Source organism: Methylobacterium sp. Leaf99, from assembly GCF_001422375.1.
Classification (GTDB): domain Bacteria; phylum Pseudomonadota; class Alphaproteobacteria; order Rhizobiales; family Beijerinckiaceae; genus Methylobacterium.
The window spans coordinates 39,886-58,162 of record NZ_LMMU01000002.1 but is presented as its reverse complement, the minus strand read 5'-3'; the positions used below and the strand labels follow the sequence as shown (position 1 = coordinate 58,162).

Below are 18,277 nucleotides of genomic sequence, written 5' to 3'. Positions count from 1 at the left end.
GATCATGACTCTCGGACCCCATGATCTCGGGCCCCATGCGGGTTTCATCCTCGGCGCCTACGCCTTCACGGCCCTCGTCATCGCCGGCCTGATCGGACATGCGATGCGTGACCGGCGGGCACAGACGCGGGCCCTGGCCGCGCTGCAGGATTCGTCCCAACCGGCGTCCCGGTCTTCGGCGGAACGGCGCGCGTGAGCACCTCCGAGCCGGCCCGGCGCTCCCTCCTCCTCATCGTCCCCCTCGTCGCCTTCGTGGCGCTCGCCGGATTGTTCTTCGTGCGCCTGCGTTCGGGCGCCGACCCGTCGGCCATCCCCTCCGCGCTGATCGGGCGGCCGGCCCCGGCCTTCGATCTGGCCGCCCTCCCCGGCCTCGCGGCCGATGGCGCGCCCCTCCCCGGCCTGTCCCGCGACGACTTCAAGGGGCGGGTCACCCTCGTCAATTTCTGGGCGTCGTGGTGCGCGCCGTGCCAGATCGAGCACCCGCAGCTCATGCGGCTCGCCCGCGAGCCCGGCCTGCGCCTCGTGGGCATCGCCTACAAGGATGCGCCCGAGAACGCCCGCCGCTTCCTGGCCCGCAACGGCGTGCCGTTCCGGGCGGTGGGGATGGATTCCACCGGCCGCACCGCCATCGATTTCGGAGTCTACGGCGTGCCCGAAAGCTTCATCATCGGGCCGGACGGCACCATCCGCGACAAGCTGGTCGGGATCGTCACCCCGGAGAACTACAGGGCCGTCCTCGACAAGATCCGCGCCGCCGGTGCCGTGACGGACGCCGCGCAGTGAGGCCGGGCCGCGTTGTCCAGGCCGCGTCGTTCCTGATTGCCACCATCGCGACCTGCAGGTTCCGAAGGGCGCTTTTCTATCCCTGTGGCCGGCCGAGGCCGGGGTTCCTGTAGGCGCACGTCATCCTGCGAAGCCCGTCCGACCGCGCTGCGTTGCCGATCCGCGTCGGACTCGGGCGCCGCAGGGCCGACCGGCAGCCCCGGTCACACGAGGGCGGCCATACCCGGGGCGGATGGGACTCCCATTCCCGTGTGATCCAAGGACAGCATCCGGGTGGGTCCGTCGGAAGTTTTTCATCCCCATTAAATTTAAGTCGAGTTCATCATTGCAGAGAATGGGACAGGAGGACTTTTTGTAAATAAAAAATCGGAGTCCTTGATGAAGGCTCGATATTCTATAAATTGTACGGTAGCGTACTTAGATGCGCAAAGATATTCCATTCACAGCTTTGTCTATCGGTGATATAGATGTCTGATCGCTCATTGGTGACAATGAGTCTCAGGTGTCGAGTTTCAGTTGCTCATGCCTGCAGATCGGCAGGGTCGTGGCGTCGTTCATCGTTCAACATGGAATTCGCAACCGCATCCTCGGGTTGTTGCCGCCGGATGAGTTCGCTCGCCTTCGGCCAGGACTGGAGCGATGCTCGTTCGAGCAGGGCGTCATCTTGGAGTCGCCCGAAACCGCGATCACGAAGGTCTGCTTTCCCGAGCCCGGAATGATCTCCGTGATGGCGCGCACGGCCGACGGAATGCAGGCCGAGGCCGGCATCATCGGTCCCGAAGGGATGACGGGCATCCCCCTCCTCCATGGAATCGACAGCTGGCCGCACGTGACCATCGTCCAGATCCCGTGCCGGGCCCTGTGCATCGGCGCGGATGCCTTCCGGACCGTGCTGCACGAGTGCCGCCCCCTGCACGACCGCCTGCTGCGCTACGCCCAGGTCTTCGCCGTCCAACTGGCGCAGGGCAGCCTGTGCAGCGGCCGCTTCACCATCGAGCAGCGTCTCGCGCGCTGGCTGCTCATGTGCCACGACCGCACCGACCGCGAAGATCTGCCGCTGACGCACGAGCTCCTGTCGATGATGCTCGGCGTCCGCCGGGCCGGCATCACCACGGCCCTGCGCAGCCTCGAGGATGCGGGGGCCGTCAAGACGCGGCGCGGCGGCATCGGCATCCGCGATCGGGACCGGATGCGCGACATCGCCGGCGATGCCTACGGCGTGCCGGAGGCCGAGTACGCCCGCGTCCTGGCCTGACCTCGGCGTTCGCTCGGGCCGCGCCTGTCAGGCGTGGCCGGCATCCTCGCCCTTGCGCTCGTGGCGCAGGAGCAAGGGCGTCTGCGCCAGGGCGAACAGGATCGTCAGCGGCATGATGCCGAACACCTTGAAGCTCACCCAGAAATCCTCCGTCTGCGTGCGCCAGACCACCTCGTTGATCACCGCGAGGAGGAGGAAGAACATCCCCCAGCGGAAGGTGAGCTTGCGCCAGCCCTCCTCGGTCAGGGTGAACATGCTGTCGAGCACCACCGAGAGCAGGGATTTGCCGAAGGCGAGGCCGCCAAGCAGCACGAGCCCGAACAGGGTGTTCACGATGGTGGGCTTCATCATGATGAAGGTCTTGTCCTGCAGGGCCAGGGTCAGGCCGCCGAACACCACCACCACCACGCCCGAGACCAGGGGCATGATCGGCAGGCGCCGCACCAGGGCGAAGTGGATGGCCAGGGCCACCACCGTCGCGGTGATGAACACGCCGGTGGCCACGAACAGCTTCTGCTCGGGGGCGACCCCGAACCGCTCGGCATAGGCGTTGCCGAGGAAGAAGATCACCAGGGGCCCGAGCTCGAGGGCGAGCTTGAGCAGCGGCGGCAGGTGGCGGCGTGGGGGAACGGCTTCGATCTGCATGGTGTCCGTCATAGAGAGCCGCGCGCGTCGCGTCGCGGTCTTTGAGGGGAGGGCTCGGTTCCGGCGGACGCGCCCCTAGTCCTTGTCCAGGCCCGCGATGGCGCGGGCGAAGTCGCGGGCCTCGAACGGCTCGAGGTCCTCGACGCCCTCGCCGACGCCGATGAAGTGCACCGGCAGGCCGAACTTGGCGGCGAGCGCCACGAGGATGCCGCCGCGCGCGGTGCCGTCGAGCTTGGTCATCACCAGGCCGGTGACCTGGGCGGCCTTCGAGAACAGCTCGACCTGGCTGAGGGCGTTCTGGCCGACGGTGGCGTCGAGGACGAGGAGCACCGCGTGGGGCGCCTCAGGGTCGATCTTGCGGATCACCCGCAGGATCTTCTCCAGCTCGGCCATGAGCCCGGCCTTGTTCTGGAGCCGGCCGGCCGTGTCGATGAGCAGCACGTCGGTGCCCTGCTGCTTCGCCGCCTCGTAGGCGTCGTAGGCGAGGCCCGCCGCGTCGGCGCCCTGCGCCCGGGCGATGACCGGCGTGCCCGTGCGCTGGCCCCAGACCTTGAGCTGCTCGATGGCCGCCGCCCGGAAGGTGTCGCCGGCCGCCAGCATCAGGGAATGGCCCTCCGCCTTCAGCTTCATGGCGAGCTTGCCGATGGTGGTGGTCTTGCCGGCGCCGTTGACGCCGATCATCAGGATGACGAACGGCTTCTTCGTGGTGTCGATGGTGAAGGGGATCGCCACCGGGGCGAGCGCGCGCTCGACTTCCGTCGCCAGGATTTCCCGTACGGCGTCGGGCGAGAGGCCCTTCTCGTAGCGGCCCTTGCCGACGGCCTCCGAGATGCGCGTGGCGGTCTCGATGCCGAAATCGGCCTGGATCAGGGCGTCCTCCAGCTCCTCCAGGGTGTCGGCGTCGAGCTTGCGCTTGGTGAACAGGCCGGTGACGCGCTCGGTGAGCGCCGAGGAGGTGCGCTTCATGCCTCCCGTGAGCCGGCTCCACCAGCCGCGCTTCTCGCCCTCGGGTTCGGCCTCCGGCTCCGGCATGAAGATCTGGGTCGCGACCTCCGGCTCCGGCGCCACGTCGGGCGTGAAGGCCCGGGAGGTGGTGTCGGCCGCCTCGGCGCCGCGCCCCGGATCGTCGCCCGCCGTGCCGGCGGGCGGGCGCTCCTCGGCCCCCTCGACGGGCTGGAGGTCGGCGCCCTCGATCGCGTCCGGGACCGCGTTCTTGCCGGGCGTCCCTTCCCCGGGCTCAGCCGGAGGGGCCGGCACGTGGGACACGTCCGTCGCGGCGGTGGCGAAATCCGGCTGGCCCTCGGAGAACGAGGCCGGGGATTCCGGCGGCGGGGCCACGGGCTCGTTCACCCGAGACTCGACCATCGAAGACTCGACTACCGGAGCCTCGATCACCGGAGACTCGGCCACCGGCCGGGGCGCGGGCGGCACCGGCTTCGGATCGGGCGGCTGCACGGGCACCGGCTCGGGGCGCGGCTCCTCCTTGGTGCCGAACATCTTGCGCAGCAGCCAGCCCGGCCTCTTGTCTTCGCTCATTCCCGCTTGCTCCCCGGACCCGGCATGGTAAGCGCCAAGGCCATGCCCCCAGCCGATGCCCTCGTAACAGACATAGGTGCGCGCCTCCTCTACCGCGATGCCCTCGTCCTCGTCATCGACAAGCCGGCGGGTTTGCCGGTCCATCCCGGCCCGAAGGGCGGCGAGACCCTCACCGATCACCTCGACGCCCTGCGCTTCGGCCTGCCCCGGCGCCCGGAGGCGGCCCACCGCCTCGACCGCGACACCTCGGGCTGCCTCGCGCTGGGGCGCCACGCCAAGGCGCTGGCCCGGCTGAACAAGCTGTTTTCCGCGAGCGGCAGCGTCGGCAAGACCTACTGGGCCCTGGTGGAGGGCGGCCCGGCCGCCGACACCGGCAGCATCGACCTGGCGCTTGCCCGCCGCTCCGACGATCCGCGCTCATGGTGGATGAAGGCCGACCCATCGGGCGATCCGTCCCTGACCCATTGGCAGGTGCTCGGACGCGGCGGCGGCCTCGCCTGGCTCGCCCTCACCCCCGTCACCGGCCGGACCCACCAGCTGCGGGTCCACTGCGCCGAATCCGGGTTTCCGATCCTCGGCGACCCGATCTACGGCTCGGGTCCGCGCAGCGGCGGACCGGGCCTGCAGCTCCATGCGCGGGCGCTCACCCTGCCGCTCTATCCGAAGAAGCCCCCCATCGTCGTGGAGGCGCCGGCACCCGCGCACATGCGGGCGGGTCTCGTGACCTGCGGGTGCGACGGGTCCGAGTAGGGCGGTTCCGTCTCCGTCCAGGACGAAGCGCTCCGCGCGCACGGCTGCGGCCCGCCGCCGGTGGCGCGGGGGATGGCCGGGAAACGGGAGACGCGGGACGCCGCGAAACCACGTTTTTGAAGTTTAAGCCGGTCCCCCGGCGTCCCCCGGCCCGGCCCGTTTCGGGGCCGGTCCGTTTCGTCACGATGTCTTCACGGCGTCGGCGACTCGGCTAGTGGCGGCCCTCCTCCGCTCGACGCGACGCCCCTTGCGGAAGCGCCGGTGCGGCAGCCGACTAATCAGGGCACGAAGCCCCGAGCCCGCCTCGTAGTGGGCGGACCGTCCGTTCTCTCGGTGCGCCCCAGGGTCCCGGAGCCAGCCTCAGCACGGCCTCCCCGTCCAGGGCACCTTGCGTCGCCGGCGCGGCCCGGGGGGGCGATGGCGACCGGGCCATCGACGCGGGGCACCGTCTCCTCCCCCCGAGCCCCCCGACCCGGTCCGCCGGGGGGCCTCCCGTGTGGGAGGCGAGTGAGCGGAGACAACCACGGAATAGGAATATTGTCAAGACATTTCGGCATTCTGACGCTGGCGTCGCGGCGAGAAATCCTTCTCCCCCCTGCGGGAGAAGGTGGCCCGCGTCAGCGGGTCGGATGAGGGGGAGCACTGCCATATCCTGGAAAGTCGCGCTGCCCCTCTCCCGCCTGCTCCGCAGGCACCCTCCCCCGCAAAGGGGGGAGGGTTCGTCAGGCCGCGATCAGCACCTTCCCGTCATGCCCGGCGATGGTGACGTCCCGCAGTTCTCCGGCCGCTGCGTCCGCCGCCAGCCGCACCGGGGTGAACCCCTCCGTGCGGCCGAGGCCGCCGCGCTCGGTCAGCACCCGGTGGGTGCGCCCGACCTGACCCTCGAGATGCCCCTCCAGGGCCGCCGCCCCCGCAGCCCGCAACCGCGCGGCGCGGGCGCGCACCACGTCCCCCGGCACCGGCGGCATCCGCGCGGCCGGGGTGCCGGGGCGGGGCGAGTACGGGAACACGTGGAGATGGGTCAGGCCGCATTCGGCCACGAGGTCGAGGGAGCGGGCGAACTGCGCCTCCGTCTCCGTGGGAAACCCCGCGATGAGGTCGGCGCCGAACACCACCTCCGGCCGCAGGCGGCGCACGGCGGCGCAGAAGCGGATCGCATCGGCGCGGCCGTGGCGGCGCTTCATCCGCTTGAGGATGAGGTCGTCGCCGGCCTGGAGCGAGAGGTGGAGATGCGGCATCAGCCGGGCCGCGCCGGCGATGGCGTCCATGAGGGCGTCGTCGGCCTCGATGGAATCGATGGAGGACAGGCGCAGGCGGGCGAGGTCGGGCACGCCGGACAGGATCGCCTGCGTCAGGCGTCCGAGGCTCGATGGGTCCGAAAAATCGCGGCCGTAGGCGGTGAGATCGACGCCCGTGAGCACCACCTCCCGCCCGCCATGGTCGACGATGCGGCGGACCTGATCGACCACGTCCGCCGGGGGCACGGAGCGCGAGTTGCCGCGCCCGAACGGGATGACGCAGAAGGTGCAGCGGTGGTCGCAGCCGTTCTGCACCGGCACGAAGGCCCGGGTCTGCCCGGCGATGGCGGCGATCCGGGTCGGCGCGGCCGTGCGGACGGCCATGATGTCGTCCACCGCCGCGCGGTCGGGGGGGACGCGGGCGGGTGCCCAGGTCTCTCGACGCGTCTTCGCGTCGTTGCCGACGAGGCGGGCGACCTCCGGCATGGCGGCGTAGAGGTCGGTCTCCACCTGCGCGCCGCAGCCGGTGACGACGATGCGCGCGCCCGGCCGGTCGCGGGCGAGGCGGCGGATCGCCTTGCGGGCCTGACGCCCGGCCTCCTGGGTCACCGCGCAGGTGTTGACGATGACGAGGTCGTCGCCCGCATGGGGCTCGGCGTGGCCGCGCATCACCTCCGCCTCGACGGTGTTGAGCCGGCAGCCGAAGGTGAGGGTCTCGACGGCCATTCAGGCGGCGCCCGCGAACAGGGCGGGATCGAAGGTGCCGTCCCATTCGAGCGCCACGGGGCCGGTCATGAGGACGTGGTCGTCGGCGCGCCACTCGATGACGAGGTCGCCGCCGGGCAGGGTCACGGTGGCGCCCCGGCCGATCATGCGCAGGCGCGAGGCCGCCACCATGGTGGCGCAGGCGGCGGTGCCGCAGGCGAGGGTCAGGCCGGCGCCCCGCTCCCACACCCGCAGGGTGATGGCGTCGGGGCCCGTCACCCGGGCGAGGGAGATGTTGGCGCGGTCGGGAAAGAGCGGATGGTTCTCCAGCATCGGGCCGATGCGGGCGAGGTCGTAGGTCTCCGGATCGCGATCGACGAAGAAGATCGCGTGCGGGTTGCCCATGTTGACCACCGCCGGCGAGTGCAGCACCGGCGCGTCGATGGGGCCGACCTGGAGCTCGATGCGCCGGGTGTCCTGGAACGGCTCGGCCAGGGGGATCTCGTCCCACTTGAGCCTGGGCCGGCCCATGTCGACGGTGAAGGACCGCTCGGCCATGCGCTTGACGCTCACTAGACCGCCCCGCGTCTCCAGGGTCAGGCGCCCGCTCTCGGCGGGGCGGGCCATGGCGGGATCGTCGAGCATGGCGTAGGCGACGCAGCGCGTGCCGTTGCCGCAGGCGCCGGCCTCCGAGCCGTCGGTGTTGTAGATGCGCAGGGCAGCGTCCGTGCCGGGGGTGCGCGCGTCGTGGATCACCATGAGCTGGTCGAAGGCGGACGTCGGATGGGCCGCGATGGCCCGGACCTCCTCGGCGGCGACCCGGATGTCGGTGCCGCGCAGGTCCAGCACCACGATGGCGTTGCCGGCGCCGTTCATCTTCAGGAACCGTCGGTGGGCGAGTGCGCTCATGTCTCTCGGGATGGCTGCCCCGGCGGAAGGGCCCGGGCCCCCGCATATAGGCGAAAGCCTCGGGCCGCGCACGCGGAGCCGCCGGGGGGCTGCGTTGCAGAAGCGCCGCGCCCGCTCACGTTCGTGCGCGCGGACACCCGATGCGCCTCGCGGGCGACCGGCTTCGTCACTACGTTGACATCCCATGCTTCGGCCTCCCCGGGAGGCCGCGATCCTCCGGAGCGCCCGCCGTGATTCGCTTTCGCCTGACGCTGCTCGCCGGATGCCTGGCTGCCGGCCTCGCCCACGCGGAAGAGGCGGTGCCGCCCGCCGTCGCCAATCCGCTGCCAACCACGACGACCCCCGGCCCGGCCGGTCCGGGCAGCCCCGACGTGCCGGTTCCGGCCCAGGCGGGCGCCGCCCCGGCCGCGACCCCCACGGCCGCCCCGCGAAAGACCCTGGTGGAGACGCCGGGCGACGCCAACGACGTCGATACCGTGTCCCTGCCGGCCAAGCCCGCCGCGATCCTGGCGGGGCGGGCGAAGTGGGAGGAAGCGGTGCCGAGCCTGAAGGCGGCGTTCCAGCGCATCGAGGCGGATCTCGCCAAGGCCGGGATCGCGCCCGTGGGCCGGCCGCTGGCGGTCTTCGCCAAGACCGACGACGACGGGTTCCAGTACGACGCGATGATCCCCATCGCGGCGATGCCGGACCCGAAGCCCGCCGAGGTCGACGGCCTGCGCTTCGGCACCACCCCGAGCGGCAAGGCCCTGCGCTTCCCGCACCGGGGCTCCTACGACGAGATCGACGGCACCTACGAGACCCTGACCGCCTACCTCGACGCCAAGGACGTGGTGGTGCAGGACCGGTTCATCGAGGAATACGTCACCGACCTCAACGACAAGGCCGACGAGAAGCTCGACGTGAACATCTACGCGCTGCCGAAGTAGGAGGGCTCCGCCCGGGCCGGGACCCCGCCCGGCGCCTCGGTCATCCGGCCGTCGTCCAGGTGGATCACCCGGTCGGCGGCGTCGAAGTAGCGGTCGTCGTGGCTGATGACGACGAGGGTCCGGCCCTCGCGCTTCAGGGCCGGCAGCAGGTCCGCGTAGAACAGGCGCCGGAAGGTCGGGTCCTGCTCGGCGGCCCACTCGTCGAGGACGAGGACCGGGCGTCCTTCCAGAGAGGCCTGGATCAGGGCGAGGCGCTTGCGCTGCCCCGCCGACAGATCCGTGGTCGAGAACGCGCCGTCCCGGATCGCGACCTTGTGGGCGAGATCGAGTTTTTCGAGGTAGGCGTCCCCCGCCCGTGCGCCCAGGCCGGCGGGCATCACGAGGTCGTCGAACAGGGTGTAGTCGAAGAACACCGCCGAGAAGTGCTGGCGATAGGCGTCGCGGGTCTCCCCCGTCACCGGCACGCCGTCGAGGAGGAGCGTGCCCGTCTGCGGCGGGTAGAGGCCGAGGATCAGCTTGATCAGGGTGGTCTTGCCCGAGCCGTTCTCGCCGACGATGAACAGGATTTCGCCCCGCCGGAGGGTCAGGTCGACGGGGCCGAGGGTGAAGGCCGGCCCGCCGTCCACGGACGGGAAGGTGTGGCTGACGCCACGCAGCTCGATGGTGTCGATGCCGGTGGATGCGGGCGGGATGGCGGGTGTGAGGAGATCGGGCTCGGCCATGTCCCGATCCGCCGAGAATTCGGCGATGCGCCCGTAGGCGACCTGCGCCCGGCCGATCTCGGGCAGGCAGGCGAGGATGTAGCTGACCGGCGTCTCCACGTAGAGCAGCACCAGCACGAAGCCCGACAGGACGGCATTGTCGATCCCGACGAGGGCCTTGTAGGCGATGATCGCCGCGATGGTGGCGAACAGGGCGAGCTTCTTGATCAGGTAGGAGAACTCGAACAGCGTCTGCGTCGTCCAGGCGTTGCGCCGCAGGCTCTCGATGCAGCCGGCCAGGGCCTCGTTGCGCACCCGCAGGCGGCGCACCTTGTTGAGGCGCAGTTCCCGGCAGCCCTCGGTGAGGGTCTGGTAGTGCTTCTGCTGTGTCTCCACGAGGGTGCGGCGCGTCCGGAAATGGACCATCGCCCGGCGGCGCAGGACGGCCTCGCCGTAGCTGCCGAGGCCGAAGCCGATGGCGGTGATCGCGAACAGGGGCGGTGAGAGGGTGAGCAGGTAGGCGAGGCAGCCGGTCAGCACGCCGATCTGGATGATCAGGCCCGACAGGAGCCCGATGACCCGCGAGAGGGTGCCGGCGTCCTCGTTCAGGGAGGCGAGGACGCGGTGGCGGCCGAGCCGTTCGATGCGGGAGAGCGGCGCGGTCAGGATCAGGTCCGCCAGATCCCGGTTCAGGGTCGCGTTGATGCGCCCGCCGGCCAGGCTGCTGCCGAGGCCGGAGACGAGGGACCCGCCGACGCCGAGGACGACGAGGCCGAGGAAGATCGGCAAAAAGTTCTCCGGCAGGCCGCCCTCGGCGTGGATCGCCGTGTTGACCTTGGCCAGGACCGCCGCCGTCGCCAGCCCGCTCGCCGCGCCGATGGCCGAGGAGCCCGCGACCAGCGGCCAGAGCGGACGCAGGAGCCGCACCGCATCCTGGCCGAGGCGTCCCAAACGCGTGTTCGTCTCCGCCATGCCCCCCTCGCGAAATGTCCTGGTCTGCATTACAGTGTCGTGCAGACGGGAAAACCACCATGGCCGCCAACAAGCTGATTCAGGCTCGGATCGACGCCGCCACGAAGGAGGAGGCCACCATCGTTCTCGCGGCCATCGGCCTGACGCCATCCGATGCGATCCGGATGATGCTCACCCGCGTCGCCCGCGAGAAGGCCCTCCCGTTCGAGCCCCTGGTGCCGAACGAGACGACCGTCGCGGCCATGCGCGAGGCCCGCGAAGGCAAACTCACGCGCTTTTCGGGCGTCACGGCGCTGATGGCCGATCTCGCTGCGGACGATTGAACGGACGACGCAGTTCAAGCGCGACTTCAAACGGGAGCAGCGCGGCCGGCATCAAGCGACGCTCCGGGCGGATCTGATTGCCATCCTGGAGGATCTCGTGAACGATCGCGCCCTCGCGCCGAAACTGCGCGACCACGCCCTGACAGGAAACTGGAAGGATCACCGCGATTGTCACGTCAAACCGGATCTCGTTCTGATCTATCGGCTGGTCGATAAAACGACACTTCAACTCGTGCGCCTCGGATCACATTCCGAGCTCGGTCTTTAGGGGAGAACCTGAACGCGCTGGACGGGGGCGTCATCGATCATCGACCGGCTGCCGCAGTCACGATCTGTCACAGCAGACTGAGCTGCCCCGGTCCCGGCACGGCCGGGCCGCCTTCCAAGGCCAGCAGGAAGCGCTTGGTCTCGACGCCGCCGGCAAAGCCCGTGAGCGCGCCGCCGGCGCCGATCACCCGGTGGCAGGGGACGACGATGGGGAGCGGATTGGCGCCGTTGGCCGCGCCCACGGCCCGGCTGGCGTTCGGGCGGCCGATGCGCCGGGCGAGTTCGCCATAGGAGATGGTCTCACCCGGCGGAATGCGGGTGAGTTCCGACCAGACCGCCCGCTGGAACGGCGTGCCGCGCGGCGCGAGGGCGAGGTCGAACCGGGTGAGGCGTCCGTCGAAATAGGCGGCGAACTGCGCCCGCGCCTCGGCGAAAGCCGCATCGTCCCGGTGCCAGTCCACCCCAGGTGTCACCGCGCCCTTGCCGGTGGGAAAGCCGATGCGGGCCAGCCGCTCATCCGTACCCGCGAGGACGAGGGGCCCGATGGGGCTGGCGAGAATCGTGTAGCGCGTTTCGGACATGGCCGTTCCTCCGCAACGGATTCCGGCGTGCGGTGCCGGCGCCCTCGGTCCGTTATGGCTGGAGCAGAAAGCGTAGACGACGTCCGCTCCAACTGGTTCAAGCCGGCGGCTTATCCTGGCAAAAGTGGATGCGGTTGTTGAACGGATCGGTCACGGTCATTACGAGGCCGTGGGGCTCGTCTTTCAAGCCCGGCTTATTGTGCTTGTAGTCCTTCCCCGTCAGTTCCCGCTGATAGGCTTCGACTCCCTGCATCCGCACGAACGCCGACGATCCCGGCGTCGCATCTCCATGATGGCCGCTGAGATGCAGGATCAGCCCGGCCCGCGAGACTTGGGCATAGAGCGGAAAGTTTTCGCCGTAGCGATGCTCCCAATCCAGGTGAAAACCGAGGAAGTCGAGATAGAACGCCCTGGCGACGCCTTCATCGAAGATCCGCATGATCGGGCAGGTCTGGCTGAAACGGATGCCTTCCTCGACGGTCGCACGGCCTTCGGCGGCGAAGACATTCCAGTTTGCAAAGCCGTGCTGGGCTGCGACGATTTCGAGCGCCGCCGCATGGGTGATGGCGACCTGGTGCTCCTGCAGCGCTGCGCGCAGGGCTTTGGCCATGATTTTCGGCTCAGGGTGATGAGAACGCATAGCCTTCCTTCGACCTGGGCAAATCGTCGTCAGGGCTCGCGTTGCTGACGCATTCGCCCTTGGGAAGGAGTGCAATGCGGGAAGACGTGGAACGACGCTTTCACCATCCCCTTGCGGGGGCGAGCGGCAGGCAGCGTCAGCCTGAAGCGGACGATAAGGCCGCCAATCGGCGGTGGCAATCGCGCTCCGCATGGATGGCCTGTCGGTCCACCAACGGACCCGCAGGATCCAATCTCGCCCCTTCGTATCCCAGGCGCTCCCACCCCGAACGGGACGGGAGCGCCTGGGGCGGCCCTACTCCGCCGCCGCGCCGTAGGCCTCGAGCGGCGGGCACGCGCAGACGAGGTTGCGGTCGCCGTAGGCGTTGTCGACCCGGTTGATGGGCGGCCAGTACTTGTCCATCCCGAGGCTGCCGGCGGGAAAGCACGCGGCTTCGCGGGAATAGGGCCGCTCCCACGGGCCGATGAGGTCCCGCACCGTGTGGGGCGCGTGCTTGAGCGGGTTGTCGGCCCGGTCCATCCGCCCGTCCTCGATGGCGCGGATCTCGTCGCGGATCGCCAGCATGGCGTCGCAGAAGCGGTCGATCTCGCCCTGGGTCTCGGATTCCGTGGGCTCGATCATCAGGGTGCCGGCCACGGGCCAGCTCATGGTCGGCGGGTGGAAGCCGCAATCGATGAGGCGCTTGGCGACATCCTCAACGGTGATGCCGGCGCTCTTCTGGAACGGGCGCAGGTCGATGATGCATTCGTGCGCCACCCGGCCGTGCGCGCCGGAATAGAGCACCGGGTAGGCCGGTGCGAGGCGAGCGGCGATGTAGTTGGCGTTGAGGATGGCGACGCGGGTCGCCTGCGTCAGGCCGCGCCCGCCCATGAGCAGGCAGTAGCTCCACGAGATCGGCAGGATCGAGGCCGAGCCGTAGGGGGCGGCCGAGACCGCCCCCTCCTCAGCCGTCCGCGGATCGGAGGGCAGGAACGGGACGAGGTGCGCCTTCACGCCGATGGGCCCCATGCCGGGGCCGCCGCCGCCGTGGGGAATGCAGAAGGTCTTGTGCAGGTTGAGATGGCTGACATCGGCGCCGATGTCGCCCGGCCGCGCGAGGCCCACCATGGCGTTGAGGTTGGCCCCGTCGAGGTACACTTGGCCCCCGTGGAAATGCACGATGGCGCAGAGTTCGCGCACCCGCGCCTCGAACACCCCGTGGGTCGACGGATAGGTGATCATGCAGGCCGCGAGTTTTTCGGAATGCAGCTCGGCTTTGCGGCGAAAATCCTCGACGTCGATGTTGCCGCTGGCGTCCGCCCCCACCACCACGACGCTCATGCCGCACATCTGCGCCGAGGCCGGGTTGGTACCGTGGGCCGAGGACGGGATCAGGCACACGGTGCGGTGCCCGTCGCCCCGCGACAGGTGATAGGCACGGATGGCGAGAAGCCCCGCATATTCCCCCTGCGCGCCGGAATTCGGCTGCATCGAGATCGCGTCGTAGCCGGTGATCGCGCAGAGTTTTTCGGAGAAATCCGCCAGGAGTTCGTGATAGCCGGCCGCCTGATCCGCCGGCACGAACGGGTGGATCTCGGAAAACTCCGGCCAGGAGATCGGCAGCATCTCGGCGGTGGCGTTGAGCTTCATCGTGCAGGAGCCGAGCGGGATCATGGCCCGGTCGAGCGCCAGATCGCGGTCGGCGAGGCGGCGCATGTAGCGCGTCATCTCGCTCTCGGCCCGGTTCATGTGGAAGATCGGGTGGGTGAGGTAGTCGGAAGTGCGGATCGACCCTGCCGGCAGGCGCGGGACGGGCCAAGCGTCGTCGTAGGCAAGGCGGTCGCCGCCGAAGGCGCGCCACACGGCCTGGACGATGTCGGGGCGGGTGCGCTCGTCCACGGTGATGCCGACGCGGTCGGTGCCCACTTTCCGCAGGTTGATCCCGTTGGCGACGGCGTTCGTCAGGATCAGGCCCTGGAACGCGCCGACCCGGACGGTGACCGTGTCGAAGAACGTCGCGGATTCCATCGCGAAGCCGAGGCTTTCCAGGCCCTCCGCCACCCGCACGGCGTCGCGGTGGACCCGGGCGGCGATGGCCTTGAGGCCGCGGGGCCCGTGGAACACGGCGTACATGCCGGCGATGACCGCGAGCAGCACCTGGGCGGTGCAGATGTTCGAGGTCGCCTTCTCGCGGCGGATATGCTGCTCGCGGGTCTGGAGGGCCAGCCGATAGGCGCGGTTGCCGCGGGCATCCACCGAGACGCCGACGAGGCGGCCCGGCAGGGTGCGCTTGTGGGCGTCGCGGGTGGCGAGGTAGGCGGCGTGCGGGCCGCCATAGCCCATGGGCACGCCGTAGCGCTGCATCGAGCCCACCGCGATGTCGGCGCCCATCTCGCCGGGGGGCTTCAGGAGCGTGAGCGCAAGGGGATCGGCCGCCATCACCGCCACGGCGCCGGCCGCGCGCAGGCGCGTGATGATCTCCGACACGTCGTGGATGGCGCCGCAGACGCCGGGATACTGGAAGACCGCGCCGAACACCGCCGACGGGTCGAGGTCGCGGACGGGATCGCCGACGACGATGCGCCAGCCCAGCGGTGCGGCCCGGGTCCTGAGCACCGCGATGGTCTGGGGCAGGCACTCGGCATCGACGAAGAACGCCGTCTGGCCGTTGGTGGCGATGCGGGCGGCCATGCCCATGGCTTCCGCCGCCGCCGTGGCCTCGTCCAGGAGCGAGGCGTTGGCGATGTCGAGGCCGGTGAGGTCGCAGACCAGGGTCTGGAAGTTCAGCAGCGCCTCGAGCCGACCCTGGCTGATCTCGGGCTGGTAGGGCGAGTAGGCCGTGTACCAGGCCGGATTCTCGAAGATGTTGCGCTGGATCACCGGCGGCATCGTCGTGCCGTGGTAGCCCTGGCCGATGAGGGAGACGAGGAGCCGGTTCTTGTCAGCGATGCCGCGCATGTGCTCCAGCACCCGGCGCTCGGTCATCGACACCCCGAAATCGAGGCGCTCGGTTTGGCGGATGCTGGCCGGCAGGGTCTCGTCCACGAGACCGTGCAGGGTGTCGGCGCCCACCACGGCGAGCATGGCCTCGATCTCGTGCGCCGTGGGGCCGATATGGCGGCGGTTGGCGAAATCGTAGGGGTCGTAGCGGTCGCTGTTCATGGCTGGACCTTAAGGTGTGAGTGGCGTTCGCGCCCTCGACCCTCTCCCCTCTGCGGGAGAGGGTGCCTGCGGAGCAGGTGGGAGAGGGGTCGCGCGGACCTTTCCGGAAAGGGCGGTGCTCCCCTCTCCCGGCCCGCATTCGCGGTCCACCCTCCCCCGCGGAGGGGGGAGGGTTCTGCTCCGCCCTACTTCGGGAAGGCCGCGTAGGCGGCCTCGTCCATGAGGCCGTCGAGGGCGGACGGGTCGTCGAGGCGGATGCGGTAGAGCCAGCCGGCGCCCTGCGGGTCGCTGCCGACGCTCGCCGGATCGGCCAAAGCCGCGTCGTTGACCTCCGTGACCTCGCCCGAGACCGGCGCGTAGACGTCGGAAGCGGCTTTGACCGATTCCACCACGGCCGCCGCCTCGCCTTTCACGAGGCGGGCGCCGACCTTCGGCAGTTCGATGAAGACGAGGTCGCCGAGCTGCTCGGCCGCATGGGTGGTGATGCCCACCGTGGCGACGTCGCCCTCGCGGGCCAGCCATTCGTGCTCGTCGGTGAATCGCAGCATGGGTCGCTCCTGTGGGTCAGGTCGGGAAGGTTGGAATCCGGGACGGCGCCGTGGTTCAGGCGCGCTTGAAGCCGGACGGCACGAAGGGCAGGCCGTTCACCACCATGGGCAGGCGCCGGCCGCGCACCTCGGCGAAGACGCGGGTGCCGGGCCGGGCGAGCGCCACGGGCAGGTAGCCCATGGCGACGGGCGCCTGCAGGCTCGGCCCGAACCCACCCGAGGTGACCCGGCCGATGGCCTCGCCCGCCGCCTCTTCGGCGAACAGGGGGGCACCGGCGCGGACGGGGGCGGCGCCCTCGGTGCGCAGGCCGACGCGCGTGCGGGACGGGCCCGTGGCGATGGCATCGAGAATGCGCGCGGCACCCGGAAATCCGCCCTCCCGTGCGCCGCCCCGGCGGCGCACGGGAGGGATTGCCCAGGACAGCCCGGCCTCGACGGGGTCGGTGCCGGTGTCGATGTCCGCCCCGTGCAGGCACAGGCCGGCTTCCAGGCGGAGCGAATCGCGGGCGCCGAGACCGATGGGCTCGACGGTCGCGTCGGCGAGCAGGGCTTCGGCCAGGGCTTCGGCGTAGTCCTCCGGCACGGAGATCTCGAAGCCGTCTTCGCCGGTGTAGCCGGAGCGGGCAACGAGGGCGGAGGTGCCGGCGAGACGGACGGCCCGCACGTCCATGAAGCGCATGGCGGCGACCTCGGGGGCGAGGCGCGCCAGGGCGGCCTCCGCCCCCGGCCCTTGCAGGGCGAGGAGGGCGCGGGGCAGCACCGCGATCTTGCAGATGCCCGTGAGATGCGCCCGCAGGTACGCCTCGTCGGCGGCCTTGTTGGCGGCGTTGACCACGAGGAGGAGGCTGTCGCCGCACTGGGCGACCATCAGGTCGTCGCGGATGCCGCCGGCCCCATCGAGGAGGAGGCCGTAGCGCTGACGGCCGGGCTGGAGCCCGAGCACGTCGATGGGCAGCAGGGTCTCCAGGGCGCGGGCGACGTCCGCGAGGCTGCCCGACCGGGGGACGAGCTGGATCTGGCCCATATGCGACACGTCGAACAGCCCGGCCTGGGCTCGGGTGTGCAGGTGCTCCTTGAGCAGCCCCGCCGGGTACTGCACCGGCATGGCATAGCCGGCGAACGGCACCATCCGGGCGCCGAGGCGCAGGTGCAGGGCGTGGAGCGGTGTGCGAAGGGCGTCGAACGGCATCGGATCATCCCACGACAGAACGGACCCGGACCCTCGGCTGAGTGTCCGGCTGCCCCCATCTGTCGCGGTTACCTGAGAGCTTCTCCCGTGCGCCGAGGCGCTCACGGGATTTCTCCTTCGGTGGACGCCGTCAGGCGCCTCTCTCCAGATTGTCGAAACGATACGGTGATTGTGCCTGAGAGTTTCCGGGGGTGGTTGCTCCGTCGGCGCCATGATCGAAAGGCTTCGCGTGCGAAGCGACTCGACCTGGGCTCTCCCGTATCGCCATTGCTGACGGGACCAAGGTTACATGCGGCCGCGGGCCGCGCAAGCCGCGGCCTGACAAACCCGGAGCTTTCGTCACAGGCAGGAACCGGTGCGAATCTTCGGCGATTCCTGGCTCATGACCATCGCATCCGGACACGACCTCGCCGGCCCCCGCCCCTCGCGGCGTCGCTCCGCCGCTCTCCCGGCCGATCCGGGGCTGGACGAGAAGGCCCTGGAGATCCACCGCCGCCTGTGCCCGGTCTACGGGTGTCCGATCCCGTACTTCCACAGCCTCGACCCGCTGAGCGAACTCGTCTCGTCGCTGCTCTCCCACCGGACCCGCAACGCCGATTCGGGCCGGGCCTTCAAGGCCCTGCGGGCGCGCTATCCCGATTGGGCCGCCATGCTGGCCGCCCCCGTGTCCGAGGTCGAGGCGGCCATCGCCGGGGTGACGTGGCCGGAACTCAAGGCCCCGCGCATCCAGGCCATCCTGCGGGCCGTGGCCGAGCGGCAGGGTGCCCTGTCCCTCGACTTCCTGAAGCACATGGACGTCGACGCGGCCCGCGCCTGGCTCGAGGCGATCCCCGGCGTCGGGCCGAAGACCAGTGCGGCCGTGCTGTCGTTCAGCGTCCTGCGGATGCCCGCCCTGCCCGTGGACAGCCACCATCACCGCGTCGCCCAGCGCACGGGCCTGATCGGGCCGAAGGTGGATGTCGGCCCGTCGCATCCGATCCTGCGGGCGCAGCTGCCCGCCGACTGGAGCGCGCAGGACCTCTACGACAACCACGAGATCCTGATGCTGCACGGGCAGGCCGTCTGCCATCATCGCGGCCCGGCCTGCGGCTCTTGCGTCCTCCTCGACCTGTGCCCGACGGGCCAAGCGCGGCAGGACAGAAGCTCGGCCGCTTGACCGGCCCCGGCG

Annotated in this window: 18 protein-coding genes and 2 riboswitches; of the genes, 8 read left to right on the top strand and 10 right to left on the bottom strand. The window is 70.3% G+C overall.

The window, feature by feature from the left end; all coding sequences use genetic code 11:
* Positions 1-4 precede the first annotated feature (4 nt).
* The 3 genes from ccmD to ASF28_RS10400 all read left to right on the top strand — a co-directional run bounded on the left by ccmD (position 5) and on the right by ASF28_RS10400 (position 2,038).
* Positions 5-196 carry a heme exporter protein CcmD gene (gene ccmD / locus ASF28_RS10410; RefSeq protein WP_056091791.1) on the top strand — a complete coding sequence of 64 codons (192 nt, stop codon included), beginning with the start codon at positions 5-7 and terminating at the stop codon, positions 194-196.
* Positions 193-783, top strand: coding sequence for a DsbE family thiol:disulfide interchange protein (locus ASF28_RS10405; RefSeq protein ID WP_056091726.1), 591 nt, complete (start codon positions 193-195; stop codon positions 781-783). The genes ccmD and ASF28_RS10405 overlap by 4 nt, the downstream gene beginning before the upstream one ends.
* A 715-nt stretch (positions 784-1,498) precedes the next feature.
* Positions 1,499-2,038 (top strand): Crp/Fnr family transcriptional regulator, encoded by a 540-nt coding sequence (locus ASF28_RS10400; protein ID WP_244474982.1) that lies wholly within the window; start codon positions 1,499-1,501, stop codon positions 2,036-2,038.
* A 27-nt stretch (positions 2,039-2,065) separates the two neighbouring features.
* On the opposite strand, the gene ASF28_RS10395 is transcribed toward ASF28_RS10400, so the two are convergent.
* Positions 2,066-2,683 (bottom strand): septation protein A, encoded by a 618-nt coding sequence (locus ASF28_RS10395; RefSeq protein ID WP_056091789.1) that lies wholly within the window; start codon positions 2,681-2,683, stop codon positions 2,066-2,068.
* 75 nt (positions 2,684-2,758) lie between these two features.
* Positions 2,759-4,219, bottom strand: coding sequence for a signal recognition particle-docking protein FtsY (gene ftsY, locus ASF28_RS10390; RefSeq protein ID WP_056091721.1), 1,461 nt, complete (start codon positions 4,217-4,219; stop codon positions 2,759-2,761).
* 24 nt (positions 4,220-4,243) lie between these two features.
* On the opposite strand from ftsY, the gene ASF28_RS10385 reads away from it, so the two are divergent.
* Positions 4,244-4,969 carry an RluA family pseudouridine synthase gene (locus ASF28_RS10385; RefSeq protein ID WP_244474981.1) on the top strand — a complete coding sequence of 242 codons (726 nt, stop codon included), beginning with the start codon at positions 4,244-4,246 and terminating at the stop codon, positions 4,967-4,969.
* A gap of 722 nt (positions 4,970-5,691) precedes the next feature.
* Here the strand turns inward: ASF28_RS10385 and mtaB are convergent.
* Together mtaB and dapF are read right to left on the bottom strand one after the other, a co-directional pair.
* Positions 5,692-6,933: a tRNA (N(6)-L-threonylcarbamoyladenosine(37)-C(2))-methylthiotransferase MtaB gene (mtaB, locus tag ASF28_RS10380; protein WP_056091718.1), complete on the bottom strand. Its 1,242-nt coding sequence runs from the start codon at positions 6,931-6,933 to the stop codon at positions 5,692-5,694.
* Positions 6,934-7,821 carry a diaminopimelate epimerase gene (gene dapF, locus ASF28_RS10375; protein ID WP_056091715.1) on the bottom strand — a complete coding sequence of 296 codons (888 nt, stop codon included), beginning with the start codon at positions 7,819-7,821 and terminating at the stop codon, positions 6,934-6,936.
* Between the two features lie 230 nt (positions 7,822-8,051).
* Between dapF and ASF28_RS10370 the strand changes: the two genes are divergently transcribed.
* Positions 8,052-8,747, top strand: a complete 696-nt coding sequence (locus ASF28_RS10370; RefSeq protein ID WP_056091713.1) for a GyrI-like domain-containing protein — start codon at positions 8,052-8,054, stop codon at positions 8,745-8,747.
* On the opposite strand, the gene ASF28_RS10365 is transcribed toward ASF28_RS10370, so the two are convergent.
* Positions 8,729-10,420, bottom strand: a complete 1,692-nt coding sequence (locus ASF28_RS10365; RefSeq protein WP_056091710.1) for a cyclic peptide export ABC transporter — start codon at positions 10,418-10,420, stop codon at positions 8,729-8,731. The genes ASF28_RS10370 and ASF28_RS10365 overlap by 19 nt on opposite strands.
* Positions 10,421-10,479: 59 nt before the next feature.
* On the opposite strand from ASF28_RS10365, the gene ASF28_RS10360 reads away from it, so the two are divergent.
* Together ASF28_RS10360 and ASF28_RS21730 are read left to right on the top strand one after the other, a co-directional pair.
* Positions 10,480-10,743, top strand: a complete 264-nt coding sequence (locus ASF28_RS10360) for a type II toxin-antitoxin system RelB/DinJ family antitoxin (protein WP_056091707.1) — start codon at positions 10,480-10,482, stop codon at positions 10,741-10,743.
* A complete protein-coding gene (locus ASF28_RS21730; RefSeq protein WP_082476414.1) occupies positions 10,730-11,011 on the top strand; it encodes a type II toxin-antitoxin system RelE/ParE family toxin in 282 nt (93 codons plus the stop codon). The genes ASF28_RS10360 and ASF28_RS21730 overlap by 14 nt, the downstream gene beginning before the upstream one ends.
* Before the next feature lie 67 nt (positions 11,012-11,078).
* Here the strand turns inward: ASF28_RS21730 and ASF28_RS10355 are convergent, their stop codons facing one another.
* The 5 genes from ASF28_RS10355 to gcvT all read right to left on the bottom strand — a co-directional run bounded on the left by ASF28_RS10355 (position 11,079) and on the right by gcvT (position 17,109).
* The gene (locus ASF28_RS10355) at positions 11,079-11,591 is read right to left on the bottom strand and encodes a methylated-DNA--[protein]-cysteine S-methyltransferase (protein WP_056091705.1); all 513 of its coding nucleotides are present in this window, start codon (positions 11,589-11,591) and stop codon (positions 11,079-11,081) included.
* 97 nt (positions 11,592-11,688) lie between these two features.
* Positions 11,689-12,201: a glyoxalase superfamily protein gene (locus tag ASF28_RS10350; RefSeq protein WP_443189729.1), complete on the bottom strand. Its 513-nt coding sequence runs from the start codon at positions 12,199-12,201 to the stop codon at positions 11,689-11,691.
* Between the two features lie 324 nt (positions 12,202-12,525).
* On the bottom strand, positions 12,526-15,372 hold the full coding sequence (gene gcvP, locus ASF28_RS10345) for an aminomethyl-transferring glycine dehydrogenase (RefSeq protein WP_056091698.1): 2,847 nt from the start codon (positions 15,370-15,372) through the stop codon (positions 12,526-12,528).
* Between the two features lie 185 nt (positions 15,373-15,557).
* A complete protein-coding gene (gene gcvH, locus ASF28_RS10340) occupies positions 15,558-15,920 on the bottom strand; it encodes a glycine cleavage system protein GcvH (protein ID WP_056091695.1) in 363 nt (120 codons plus the stop codon).
* Between the two features lie 55 nt (positions 15,921-15,975).
* Positions 15,976-17,109 carry a glycine cleavage system aminomethyltransferase GcvT gene (gene gcvT, locus ASF28_RS10335; RefSeq protein ID WP_056091690.1) on the bottom strand — a complete coding sequence of 378 codons (1,134 nt, stop codon included), beginning with the start codon at positions 17,107-17,109 and terminating at the stop codon, positions 15,976-15,978.
* Positions 17,110-17,164: 55 nt separating this feature from the next.
* A riboswitch (glycine riboswitch) is annotated at positions 17,165-17,261 on the bottom strand.
* Position 17,262: 1 nt separating this feature from the next.
* A riboswitch (glycine riboswitch) is annotated at positions 17,263-17,378 on the bottom strand.
* Positions 17,379-17,491: 113 nt separating this feature from the next.
* Between gcvT and ASF28_RS10330 the strand changes: the two genes are divergently transcribed.
* A complete protein-coding gene (locus ASF28_RS10330; protein ID WP_056091783.1) occupies positions 17,492-18,265 on the top strand; it encodes an endonuclease III domain-containing protein in 774 nt (257 codons plus the stop codon).
* Positions 18,266-18,277 lie beyond the last annotated feature (12 nt).